Source organism: Paenibacillus rigui, assembly GCF_002234615.1.
GTDB lineage: Bacteria > Bacillota > Bacilli > Paenibacillales > NBRC-103111 > Paenibacillus_S > Paenibacillus_S rigui.
This window is the reverse complement of sequence record NZ_NMQW01000040.1, coordinates 1-12,429: the sequence shown is the minus strand read 5'-3', so window position 1 is coordinate 12,429 and position 12,429 is coordinate 1. Positions and strand designations below refer to the sequence as shown.

At 51.0% G+C, this 12,429-nt stretch carries 11 protein-coding genes and 1 pseudogene; 6 read left to right on the top strand and 6 right to left on the bottom strand.

Annotated features, from left to right (window positions below):
- Window positions 1–311: 311 nt before the first annotated feature.
- From CF651_RS24565 to CF651_RS24545, 5 genes and pseudogenes are all read left to right on the top strand, one after another.
- Window positions 312–1,244 carry a manganese-dependent inorganic pyrophosphatase gene (locus tag CF651_RS24565; protein WP_094017532.1) on the top strand — a complete coding sequence of 311 codons (933 nt, stop codon included), beginning with the start codon at window positions 312–314 and terminating at the stop codon, window positions 1,242–1,244.
- A 190-nt stretch (window positions 1,245–1,434) separates the two neighbouring features.
- Window positions 1,435–2,874: a S1C family serine protease gene (locus CF651_RS24560; RefSeq protein ID WP_094017531.1), complete on the top strand. Its 1,440-nt coding sequence runs from the start codon at window positions 1,435–1,437 to the stop codon at window positions 2,872–2,874.
- 219 nt (window positions 2,875–3,093) lie between these two features.
- Window positions 3,094–3,786, top strand: a pseudogene (locus tag CF651_RS24555) (2-oxo acid dehydrogenase subunit E2); the annotation flags it as partial.
- 49 nt (window positions 3,787–3,835) lie between these two features.
- Window positions 3,836–4,405: an NADPH-dependent FMN reductase gene (locus CF651_RS24550; protein ID WP_094017530.1), complete on the top strand. Its 570-nt coding sequence runs from the start codon at window positions 3,836–3,838 to the stop codon at window positions 4,403–4,405.
- 71 nt (window positions 4,406–4,476) lie between these two features.
- On the top strand, window positions 4,477–5,475 hold the full coding sequence (locus tag CF651_RS24545; protein ID WP_425436320.1) for an acrylyl-CoA reductase family protein: 999 nt from the start codon (window positions 4,477–4,479) through the stop codon (window positions 5,473–5,475).
- Between the two features lie 167 nt (window positions 5,476–5,642).
- Here the strand turns inward: CF651_RS24545 and CF651_RS24540 are convergent, their stop codons facing one another.
- Together CF651_RS24540 and CF651_RS24535 are read right to left on the bottom strand one after the other, a co-directional pair.
- Complete coding sequence (locus tag CF651_RS24540) at window positions 5,643–6,521, bottom strand: phytanoyl-CoA dioxygenase family protein (RefSeq protein WP_179232974.1); 879 nt, start codon at window positions 6,519–6,521, stop codon at window positions 5,643–5,645.
- 106 nt (window positions 6,522–6,627) lie between these two features.
- Entirely contained in the window at window positions 6,628–7,494 is an 867-nt protein-coding gene (locus CF651_RS24535; RefSeq protein WP_094017527.1) for an AraC family transcriptional regulator, read from the bottom strand.
- Window positions 7,495–7,660: 166 nt separating this feature from the next.
- Between CF651_RS24535 and CF651_RS24530 the strand changes: the two genes are divergently transcribed.
- Complete coding sequence (locus CF651_RS24530; protein ID WP_094017526.1) at window positions 7,661–8,557, top strand: alpha/beta fold hydrolase; 897 nt, start codon at window positions 7,661–7,663, stop codon at window positions 8,555–8,557.
- A 157-nt stretch (window positions 8,558–8,714) separates the two neighbouring features.
- Here CF651_RS24530 and CF651_RS24525 read toward each other — a convergent pair whose 3' ends face one another.
- The 4 genes from CF651_RS24525 to CF651_RS32680 all read right to left on the bottom strand — a co-directional run.
- On the bottom strand, window positions 8,715–10,088 hold the full coding sequence (locus CF651_RS24525; protein WP_094017525.1) for an ABC transporter substrate-binding protein: 1,374 nt from the start codon (window positions 10,086–10,088) through the stop codon (window positions 8,715–8,717).
- A gap of 84 nt (window positions 10,089–10,172) precedes the next feature.
- Window positions 10,173–10,994: a carbohydrate ABC transporter permease gene (locus CF651_RS24520; protein WP_094017524.1), complete on the bottom strand. Its 822-nt coding sequence runs from the start codon at window positions 10,992–10,994 to the stop codon at window positions 10,173–10,175.
- Window positions 10,991–11,956: a carbohydrate ABC transporter permease gene (locus CF651_RS24515; RefSeq protein ID WP_094017523.1), complete on the bottom strand. Its 966-nt coding sequence runs from the start codon at window positions 11,954–11,956 to the stop codon at window positions 10,991–10,993. Before CF651_RS24515 ends, CF651_RS24520 begins: the two co-directional genes overlap by 4 nt.
- Before the next feature lie 266 nt (window positions 11,957–12,222).
- Window positions 12,223–12,429, bottom strand: a 207-nt coding sequence (locus tag CF651_RS32680) for a hypothetical protein (protein WP_218827872.1), incomplete at its 5' end; no start/stop codon positions are given.

The window sequence follows — 12,429 nt, the reverse complement described above, 5'->3', positions numbered from 1 at the left end:
CGTCCTAAACACTTCGAGATTTGGGGAGGTTCTCCTTTTTTCATGTCTTAAAAACTCAAGCTGCTCAAGGCATTCAATTTATGAAATTGATTCAGATAAAAAAAGTATAAGTTCTCAACCTTCGTCTACCTTGACAAACGTGTGCTATCTTGAAAGACGGCTAAGTCGTTTATCCTTGGTAAGAAGGGTGGTCAAAAAGTATTCTCTGTAAGGGAATTGGAATAAGGAGGCTTTGACGCTATAATCTATAGAGGGAAAACTATTATTGCGGGACGCTGTCTCGTTCATACCAAGGACAAGGAGTCATCGACATGGGAAAAATTCTTATTTTCGGACATAAAAATCCGGACACCGATTCAATCAGCTCGGCATTGGTCTATGCAGACCTCAAAAGCAAACTGGGTGCTGACGTAGAGGCGGTTCGCCTGGGCAATATCAGCAGTGAAACCCAGTTCGTGCTGGATCATTTCAAGGTTGCTGCACCTCGTCTTGTGGAAGCTGTAGCAGGTGAAGCAGAGGGCGTTATCCTCGTCGACCACAACGAGCGTCAGCAAAGCGCGAACGATATCGATCAAGTCCGTGTGCTGGAAGTTATCGATCATCACCGCATCGCGAATTTCGAAACAAGCCATCCGTTGTACTATCGCGCGGAGCCTGTAGGCTGCACCACAACGATTTTGAATAAATTGTACAAGGAAAACGGCGTAGCCGTAACCAAAGAAATTGCGGGCTTGATGCTGTCCGCGATTGTCTCCGATACGCTGCTTCTGAAATCACCGACCTGCACGGAGCAGGACGTAGCTGCAGCCCGTGAATTGGCGGACATCGCCGGCGTAGATTTGGAAAGCTACGGCTTGTCCATGCTGAAAGCGGGAGCAGACCTGAGCGACAAATCGATCAGCCAGCTGATCTCGCTGGATTCCAAGGGATTTTCCATGGGCGCTTACAAAGTGGAGATCGCACAAGTCAATGCGGTTGACGTGAACGATGTGCTGTCCCGTCAAGCCGAATTGGAGGCGGCTCTTTCCGGTATTATTGCCGAGAAAGGCTTGGATTTGTTCGTATTCGTCGTTACGGATATTTTGAACAACGATTCCATCGCTGTAGCGCTTGGCAACAAGGCATCCGCGGTAGAGCAAGCTTACAACGTGACGCTGGCAGACAACAAGGCTGTGCTGAAAGGCGTTGTATCGCGTAAATCGCAGATCGTTCCTGTATTGACTGAAGTATTTAATAAGCTGTAAGAGCTTATGCGTTTCTAGAAAGATAGCTGCCGGCACGAGCTGCCGAGCAGCTTTTTTGCGGTGTGCCCAATTCTTTACCTCCCATTTAGCTTATTTTAAAGCGATTTTAAGGTTCAGGCTGCAATATTAGATCATAGCCAGTGGCCAATACATCATTTCATAGATTCGATCTAAATGGGAGGGTACAATCATGGATAACAATCGCAATGATGAACAATATAACTATTTTTATAAAGGCGCATCAACATCAGAGGTATACCGTCACGAGCCGGATAACGAGAACAGAACCAAGGAGCCGATCGATGTGACGCCGCAGCGTCCGGGCCGATTTTTCGGATATTCGGGGGAAGTCAGCTTGAACTCCGGCGGTAAAGGTCCTGGTAAAAAGCGGAGCGCTCTTATAAGCACCTTCGCCGCTTTTATGGCGGGAGCCTTGGTGGTCAGCAGCCTGATGTTCGCGGCAGACAAGTATAATCTCTTCACAGGGAACAGCGCCGCAGCGGCACCGACCCAGCAATCGTCGACTGCGGGCTCGTCCAACGGCAGCGGAGCCAAAACCGCTTCGTTGAATACGATAACGAACGGAAGTGTCGCAGACATCGCCAAGCAGGCAGGCCCGGCCGTCGTAAAAATCGAAACGAAAGTAAAAGCAGCAAATGCCGGCAGCAGCTCGATGTTTAACGACCCGTTGTTCCGGCAGTTTTTCGGCAATAACGGGGGCGGGCAAGGTCAGCAGGGGGGCTCCGGTCAAGACTCGAACAGCCTGCAGCCGGGAGGTATCGGTTCCGGCTTCATATTCCAATCGTCCGGCTACATCTTGACCAATGAGCACGTTGTGGATGGGGCAGCCGAGATTGAAGTGACAGTCCAAGGCTATGACCAGCCGTTCAAGGCGACCTTGCTGGGCAACAGTTACGATCTCGATTTGGCCGTGCTGAAAATTGAAGGGGACAAAGAATTCCCGACACTGCCGATAGGCAATTCGGACAATACGCAAGTAGGGGATTGGGTTGTAGCTATCGGGAACCCGTATGATTTTGACTACACGGTGACTTCCGGCGTGATTAGTGCGAAGGAGCGTCCGATCAGCATCCCGGATGACAAAGGAACCCGCAACTACAAGCATCTGCTGCAAACGGATGCCGCTATCAATCCGGGCAACTCCGGCGGGCCGCTGCTGAATATGAACGGTGAGGTAATCGGTATCAATACCGCGGTCAATTCGGAAGCGCAAGGGATCGGCTTTGCTATCCCGACCAGCACGATCAGCTCTGTACTGGAAAACCTGAAGAATAACGTAACCATTCCGAAAGAGCCGTCCCCTTATATCGGGGTTAGTCTGCAAAACCTTACAAATGATATGCTGTCCGAGTTGAATCTGAAAAATACGGATGGAGCTTTGGTTGCCGATATCCAGCCCAAAACGCCTGGTTTTGAAGCGGGTCTTCGCCAATACGATGTCATCGTAGCCGCAGATGGAACCAAAATTACAAGCACGACCGAGCTGACCAAGAAGGTGCAGGCAGCCAAGGTTGGGGACAAAATGCAGCTGACTATCATCCGCAATGGAGAGCAGAAGGAAATTACGGTAACGATCGGCGACCGGAACGCCAATTTACAGAAAAAATAACAATGGAATCAGCCCGATGATGGAGAACGAGTCCATCTGCAAAGGAGCTTAGCCAACCGACTTTACGTGGTCTGGCTAGGCTTTTTTTGTTAAACCTTCCGAATTGACAAATGACAATACTTGGAATAAAGTAAAATTATAACCTGGTATTAATATCAGTTACTAATTTATTTGAAAAAAGGGGGATCCGTATTGAACATGTCTGAGGAACAGCATGAAGACTATACTATTGACGTGACGCCCATCCGAAGAACGATTGCCGAACGTACCCGCCGGAGCCTGTCGGAGGTTCCGCATGCTTTTATGATGATGGAAGCGGATGTGACGAACCTGGTTCGGCTGCGCCATGCGGCGAAGGAGCGCTTCCTGCAGCAGGAGGGTGTCGCCCTGACGTACTTGCCTTTTCTTGTGAACGCGGTGGTATGCGCGATTAAGGAACATCCACTGATGAATTCCATCTACGTTAATGATAAAATAATGGTAAAAAAAGACGTGAATCTATCGCTGCTTGTAGGGACAGAGCATGCGGTATGGGCTCCGGTGCTGAAGCAAGCGGACCGGTTGAGTATTGCCGGACTGGCCATTGAAATAGACAAGGTTACGAGGAAGGCGCGTGAAGGCAGACTGAAGCTGGAAGATTTGCAGGGCGGGACCTTTACCGTCAACAACACAGGCTCATTCGGCTCGATTTCCTCCTATCCTACGGTGAACCAGCCCCAGGCAGCGATTCTAACATTCGAGTCCATCGTTAATAAGCCGGTTGTTCTCGATGAAATGATTGCTGTTCGATCCATGGTTCATTTATGCTTATCGCTCGATCATCGCATCCTGAATGGCACGGTATGCGGCTCTTTTTTGCAGAGCGTACGGGGAAACCTCGAGAATATTCAATTGAACACCCAGCTCTATTGATGGCGTATTTTTTTTAGCAAGCCAATAAAAGGATAGGGGAGAGAAGGAAATGAACAAGAAAAAAATATTGGCGGTCTCCGGAAGTCTTCGGCAGCAGTCGTCCAATACGGCGATTTTGCAGGCGGCTGCCCGTATCGGCTACGATCGGTTCGAGTTCACTATGTACAACGGAATGGGCACACTTCCGCACTTTAACCCTGAAATGGATTTGGAAGGGGATGCTGAGCCCGCCCCGGTAAAAGAACTGCGTTCCCTGCTTCGCGCCGCGGACGGCGTGTTAATCTGCACACCGGAGTACGCCAATGGGGTTCCAGGCTCTTTGAAGAATGCGCTGGATTGGATTGTATCCTCAGGCGAATTTTACGATAAGCCGACGGCCGCTATCAGTGCCTCCCCTAACCCCCTCGGCGGCGATAAGGCGCATGCCTCGCTGCTGCTTACACTAAAGATGCTTACCGCGAAGATCGCGGAAGGGGCCACGCTGATGATTCCGATGGTCAGCAAAAAGCTGAATGCAGCAGGAGACGTGACGGATTTGCAGACGCTGCAGGCACTGGAAGCGTTGCTGTATGCGCTGGAGCGGGAGATTGACGACAATACGAAGACTTCACCCAATTGAATTGGATACCGTAACCTTAATATCATTAATCAATCCATCTGCCAAAGGGGTGACAAAAGATGGCTCCACATCTGTCAACGTTTCGCGCGCTGGTCGCGGAGCAGGGTGCCGCAGGGGAACGGTTTCAGCTCACCGTGAAGGAAATGAATGCGCAGGATCTCCCGGAGGGGGAGGTGCTGATCCGGGTACAGTATTCGAGCCTGAACTACAAGGATGCTTTGGCGGTTCAGCCCCAAAGCCGAATTGTGCAGCGTTACCCGCACATTCCGGGTATTGATCTGGCCGGCACGGTCATATCCTCCGAAGCTCCGCAGTTCCAACCCGGGCAAGCCGTGATCGTGACCGGCTTTGGCCTGGGGGTGTCGCACTTCGGCGGCTACAGCCAATGGGCCCGCGTACCGGCCGATTGGGTGGTTCCGCTGCCGCCGGAGCTGTCACCTGCCGAGGCGATGGCTGTCGGCACGGCTGGCCTTACCGCGGCGATGTCCATCGACGCGCTGGAGCGGCACGGCCTTGAGCCGAGCCAAGGCCCCGTGCTGGTGACCGGCGCCACCGGGGGCGTCGGCAGCTTCGCCGTTGCGCTGCTCGCGGCGCGAGGCTACCGCGTAGCAGCCTCCACCGGCAAGGCGGCGGAGCAGAGCTACTTGCGCGAGCTGGGAGCGCAAGAGGTGCTTTCGCGCAGCGAGCTCCAGCGGGAGGCCGTCAGGCCGCTGGAGAAGCAAGCGTGGGCCGCAGCGGTGGACCCGGTCGGGGGCCGCTCGCTTGCGTTTATTCTCGCCTCCATTCAATATGGAGGCGCGGTGGCCGTCAGCGGGCTGACCGGAGGCGGAGATATTCCGACGACGGTGCACCCGTTTATTTTGCGGGGCGTCAGCCTGCTGGGCATCGACTCGGTATACTTCCCGCTGGAACGCCGCTATGCCTTATGGGAGCGGCTGGCAAAGGACCTGAAGCCAACGGGTCACCTAGATCGTATCGGATCACGTCGGATCAGTCTGGAGCAAGTGCCGGAGGCCGTAGAATCCATCCTGAGCGGCCAGCTCAAGGGCCGGATCATTGTAGAGGTGTAGAACAAAAAGCCACCGCCGATAAGGGGTGGCCACTGGATAAGCTGCGGCTCCATTGTCGCGCATGTTCAAATACGAAAGAAGGCGCCCCTTCCTCATAAAGCTGGAATAGGGGCGCTTCTTCGTATTTTATAGAAGAATGCTTGTAGGGTTTGGTGGATGACTTAGGGTTAACATTCTGCCCCGGTCATCTCGTTTGTGAACATTTTCTTGTATTCCTGCGGGGTCAGCTTTTTGGCCGACTCTGATGCGTAGTGCAGCTGCAGGGCACGGCGGCGCTTAAGCGAGAAATTCGGTGGAGTCCCATGATGAAGCAGTCCGGAGAAGATGAGAGCGCCGCCCGGCTTCAGAGGCACAGCGACGTCGCGCTCGACGTGAACGCTTACATCGCAAAGCTGCCAATCCCGGACCGCGTAATGGGGGACGGCCCCTTCCCGGTGTGAATAAGGGATAACGTGCATACAGCCGTTATCTAATTCCGCAGGGTCCAAGGCAAGCCAAAGACCGATGACGGATTGGTCATAGGCGAGGTTGCCGTAGGCCATGTCCTGATGCCATGGCTTTTCCGCTCCACCGGTCGGAGGCTTGAGAATAGCCTGATCCTGGGCAAGACGGGCGCCTTCACCGAACAGCTTGGCCATAGCCGCCATCACATCCGGATGATCCGCAATCGCTTTAAGTCTCGGTTCATGCGCGACATAATCATGGATTTTGCGGGCGGCAAGCTCAATTTCCTCTTCCGAATGAAGCTCGGATCTCGGCTTCACGAACTGAATTTTCGACCCTTGGGAGCGTCCGTATAGGATGTCCATCAATGCTTCCAACGCTGAGGCGACTTCCTCCGCGTTCAACACTTCGTCAACGACGAGGTACCCTTGCTCCCAAAACTGTTTTACGTGCGCATCCGTTAACTCGCTTAGCTTGGCCAGACGGTCCGTCGCCACTGCATCGTAACGGTACAGCGTATCTGCAATCGTTCGCGCCAGCTGCTGCTCTTCCTCGGTTTTATAGGCGTATAGCGCTTCTTTATCCTCGGCTTTACTTGCCATCGTTAGCATGCCTCCCTTTCATTAACTATCTCTATGGTATCGAAAGAAAGGCGTTCACTGAATGGCCGCATCCTGCAATTTTTTATACTTAAACCGATATGCAAATTTATGGGTTCGGTGATTTATGCGCTTCGGAGGGCTGGGACTTCCATTTGAATACGGATGGCGGAGAGCCGTAATGCTCCTTGAACTGCTTGCTGAATAAATACACATTCGAATACCCTAAAGCCTCGGATACCTGCGTGACATTCATCGGCGTTTCCATCAGCAGGTGCATCGCCCTTTCCAGACGGGCCTTCGTCATATATTCCTTCATGGACGTGCCGGTATGTTTTTTGAACAAAATGCTCAAATATTCCGGAGATAGCTGCACCTGCTCGGCAATTTCCTCGTGGGACATCCGTCTGCCGAGATCCTCCCGAATGTAACCGATTACACGGTTCATTAACTGTTTATGCTTCCCGGTGGAAGCCGAATCGTCGTCCAATTGTCCCCTGAATAAATGAAGCAGCAGTTGGGAAAGCAGCAGCTGAAATTCAGCCTCGTACCAGGGGCCATCCCCGTGAATGGTTTGCAGGAGACGGTTAAGCAGCACCTCAAAAAAGAATGTGTCGCCAATGCGTGTACACCTTTGCGGCATAAGCTTCGGGTCGTACGGATTTCCTTGAAGTGAATCGATAGCGCTAAAATGAATAAATATGACAGTCAACCGGTCCTCCAAATCCTGTACCGCCTCCGGCTTATCGCCGGGACGTACGAGGAAGCAGGTGCCTTTGGCAATAGGATAGCTCTCTCCGTTGATGACCATCCGCCCTTTGCCGGACATGGCATACCATAGATCGTAATCGGTCAGAGGCTGGGGGCGCCAGTGCCAGCCCGGCTCACATCGGGCTTTTCCGGCTTGGGTGCTGCGGATGAAGTGAATGCCTGCCAGCGGCCAGCCGCCGCTTCTCTCCTCGGGTGATAACGGCATCAATACAAATCTCCTTCACAAGGGTTATCCAGTTTTTTTATATACAAGTATACCACCTGAATTTCGGTCATTGGAATGCTTTGAACCGAGATATCGGTCAGAATCGCATGTTCTTTGAGAGATCGGGAACCCTAGGTAGAAATGACAGTAAACGAGGTGAAAGCCCATGCCGATGGCTGAAGTGAACGGGGTAAAGCTGCATTATGAGACGGCCGGTGACGGAACACCGCTGATTTGCATTCATCCGCCATTATTAACAGGAGAAATATTTAACTATCAAAAGCAGCAGCTTGCACCTATATGCCGTATTATAACGTTCGATGTTAGAGGCCATGGACGAAGCGAGCCCTCCAGCCTTAAATTGGACTATACCTTGATTACAAAAGATATTGTAGCCCTCATGGATCATCTTGATCTGGATCAGGCTTATCTTTGCGGCTATTCGACGGGCGGGAGCGTAGCGATGGAGGCCATGCTTCGATACCCCGACCGGTTTCTCGGAGGAATTCTAATTAGCTCCATGTCTGAAATGACGGATTTGTATAATATAGGCAGAGCTTGGGCGGCATCGGTCTTTGCCAAGCTGAAGGCGACCAAGCTGTTAACCGCTGCAATCACCTGGGGAAATGCGGATACGAACCGCACCTTTCGCGAATTGCTCCGATGTGCCGTCGTTGGCGACCGGCTTCATCTTCACCAATACTTTGAGGCTTGCTGCCAGTATCATTGCACGAGCCGGCTTCGGGATATTCATGTTCCAGTCCTGCTTGTATACGGTGAAAAGGATCGAAGTTTTCATCGCTATGCGCGAATTTTGCACCAACAGCTTCCGGACAGCCAACTGCATTACATTCCCGGAGCCAAGCATCAGATTCCGACGAAAAATCCGGATGCACTCACAAAGCTCATACGTGCCTGGTTTGCAGAGCTGTTGGCCTTACACGATAGTCCGCAGCACAATCAGACGCCGGTACAGGGACGCTCCACTGAGGCCCCAGTGCATCCAGCTCCGTTAGGGGTGGTTTATCAGGAAGATGGGAAAGAAGTCGAGAGAAGCTTATAAGGCGTCTCCATGAAAAAAAAGGCGCTCCTCCCACACCAAGCGTGGATTAGAAACGCCTTCTTTTGCTTAAAAAATATTTTACGCTTGCTCCTTTGCAAATCGGATGAATCCACACAAAATTCGCTGCGCAGCACGGAGGAGAACTATGTTTATGTTACTATTTTACCGTCTTATTGTACTGAGCGATCTTAGCTGTAATTTCCTTCGCGGCGCCGTCCAAAGCTTCCTTCGGCTGCTTTTTGCCGTTTAATACTTCTTCAATAGCGCCTTCCGTCAACTGGCGGGCCTCAGGGAATACACCCATTACCGCGCCTTGTGTTGCCGTATTCGCTTTAGTAGCGTGAAGCTGGTCTACCGCTGTTTTCAGCTGAGGGTACTTGGCCAGGTTGTCTTTCACGGTTTGCTCGTCATAAGCTTTTTTCGTGATAGGGAAGTAGCCTGTGTTTACATGCCAGTAGGCTTGCTGCTTAGGCTCTGCCAAAAACTTAATGAATTCCCAAGCGCCCTTTTGCTCTTCTTCGCTGCGGTTGTTCAGAATGTACAAGCTTGCGCCTCCAACGATCACGCCGCCGTCCTTTGCATCAGCCGGCTTCGGCAAATACGCAGTTCCGACCTGGAACTTGCCTTGGGCGCCGTCTACAATGCCGCGCAAAGAGCCTGTAGAATCCAAAGTCATGCCGATTTGACCGGCCAGGAACGCTTTTTTCGTATCGTCTGTTTTACGTCCGAGGTTCAAGGATGTTTTATCGTCCACCATTTGCTTCCACCATGTCAACGTTTTTACAGCCGCATCGCTGTTAACCATGGATTCGGTAGCCAGCCCTTTGCGTCCGTTGCCGTTATTCAGCAGCTCCGCACCTTGATTGGCCAGAAACTGCTCCATGAACCAGCCGTAAATGGCGAATGAACCGCCGACTTTACCGTCCTTCGTCAAAGCTTTAGCGGCTTGAGCAACTTCCTCATACGTTGTCGGTGCTTTTTCCGGATCCAGACCGGCTGCTTTGAACATGTCTTTATTGTAGTACAGGATCGGATTGGAAGTGTTGAAAGGCATCGCGTTCAGCTTGCCGTCAATTTTGTAATAGTTCAGAATGTTCTCTTCGAGCTGGGACAAGTCATATTTATCTTGATCGATAAATTTTTGCATCGGAGTAATGGCTTTGGAGTCGATCATGAACCGGCTGCCGATTTCATAAACCTGAATCAAGCTCGGACCGCTTTTGGAATCCATCGATGCTTTCATTTTGTTCAAGCTCTCATCATAAGTGCCTTGAAAAACCGCTTCAACAACGACATTTTTCTGCGATGCATTGAAATCGGCCACCAGCTTGTCCACTGCTTTGCCGAGCTCACCGCTCATCGAGTGCCACCATACGACCTTTACCGGCTCTTTGTTTGCTGCGGGCTTCGCTGCATCTTTATTGTCGCTGCCTGCTGCAGGCTGGCTTCCGCCGTTTCCGCATGCCGCCATAAACAGCATCACGAAAGCGAGGCAAAGCAGGATAAGGCTTTTTTTATTCCAGTTCTTCATTATGAAACTTCTCTCCCTTTTAAAAAAGTTTTTTATATATAGAGCCTCCCGAAAAGGAGGCACTATTTCCTTTTTACAGTCCTTTCAGCCCTTCACGGCCCCTGCCGTAATACCTCGTACCAATTGCTTGATGCCCAGAACCAGCAGGAGAAGAGAAGGCAGCATAACGAGCGTGACACCCGCCAGTACAAGATTCCAGGATGTCATTTCTTCAAACTGCAGCATGCTGATGCCGATTTGCACCGTGCGCATTTTTTCTCCGTTCGTGATGAGCAGAGGCCACAAATACATATTCCAATGGGTCAAAAAGGAATATACGCTCAGCGTAGCTAGCGCAGGACGGGACAGCGGAAGCACGAGCCGGAAAAAGCTCCGCCAATGACCGCATCCATCGATTCTGGCTGCCTCGAACAGCTCCGACGGAAGCTGCAGGAAAAACTGCCGCAGCAGGAGCGTACCGAACGCCGAAGCAAGAAAGGGGACGATCAGTCCTTGATACGTATCGAGCCAGCCCCAGCTTTTGACCGTCAAATAATTCGGGATCATCGTAACTTCCCATGGAATCATCATGGTGGATAAGAATAGTGCGAACAGCACGCTTTTGCCAGGGAAACGGAGAAAGGCGAATGCATAAGCCGCCAAGCTAGCCGTGAGCACCTGACCGACCATGATGGCGGTGGAAATGAGAAAGCTGTTCGAGATGAATTTGAAGATAGGCACCATCCCGATAACCTTAAGCAAATTGTCCCAGTAAAGCCCGCTTGGAACGAGCTTTGGCGGATAAGCCGACGATTCTGCAGGCGTCATGAACGTTGCGGATACCGTGAACAGAATCGGATACAGCACCAAGGCGGCTGCAGCAATAAGTACGATATAGACCAAGGTGCTTTGCAGGCGTGAGGTCATTGGTAGTGCACCTTCTTTTCAAAAAATTTAAACTGAATCAATGTAAGAATTAGAATTATGGCGAACAGGACAAGCGCCTGCGCACTCCCCATCCCGAAGCGGAAATTGACGAATGCATCCTGATAAATGTTGTACACGACGACGTCGGTCGTATTCATCGGCCCGCCTTTGGTCAGAATGTGAATTTGGCCGAACGATTGAAAGGCTCCGATGATTGAAACGATCGCTGTGAAAAAGAGGGTCGGCGAGATCAAGGGAAGCGTCAGCTGGACGAATGTACGTACAGGTCCGGAGCCGTCGATTTTGGCACTGTCATAAATATCTTCCGGTACGCCCTGCAAGCCGCTCAGCAGCACAATATAATTGAAGCCAAGATTCATCCATATGGTCATGATGGAGACCGAGATGAGAGCCCAAGCCGGATCTGTCAGCCACCCAACAGGGGATGCGCCGACGAAGCTGAGTAAATAATTCAGAATGCCGACACTCGGGTGATAGAGCATCATCCAAATGACGGAGCCGGTTCCAACCGAAATAGCGATCGGCAGCGAGAAAATGAATTGAAACACCCGCATGCCGCGCAGCTTATTATGTGATAAGGCAGCCAGCAGCAGCGCCAGGATGATACATGTCGGTACCGTGAGCAGCGTGAACGAAAGCGTTACTTTCAGACTCTGGTAAAACTTTTCCGATGCGAACAGCTCGCTGAAATTATCCAGGCCGGCGAAGGCCGCTACACGGCCGCGAGGGTCCGTTAATTGAAGACTCAGATAAACCGATTTAACGAGCGGGTAAAAAAGAAACACACCGAACAGCAGCAGAGAAGGTGCGAGAAAGACATAGCTCAGTAATGCCTCTCTTAGATGTAAGGTTCGAAGGCTGGCGGTACGTCTGGCCTTCTCTGGCTGGATCTCTTGTGCCTTCGCTGACGCTAGTCCGAGATCTTCTTTTATAAGACTCATCACTTTCACTCCTTATTTCATTGACGGCAGAGTATAGCGCTGAACCTACTGCCTCGTTAAGTGTAAGTCCCGGGTGTTAAATAGAAGTCAAATAGATATGAAGATTTTGTTGAGCTGGCAGGTGGATGAACATTCCATTCATAAAAGCTTGCATTTCGAAACCATACGTGGTAAATTACTATTCCGGCCATTGGCTGGGACAAGTAAAATGGTTTTCTGAGCTCGTGGAACATCCCTTGAATGGAAAAAACAAATTGCTTGCATTATTAAAGTAGATGTGTTAAATTAAATCTCGCTGCTGTTACGATAGTAACTAGCAGAAAGTAAGTGAATGCTTCGTCTGAGTTTTGCTGAAAAATAAAGATGAAAAAAACACTTGCAATATGAATAGTAAATGTGGTAAATTGATGTTCCTGCTGTTCGAGAGAATGGCAAGACAACAAGATACGCAGAAGATTGCCCTTTGAAAACTG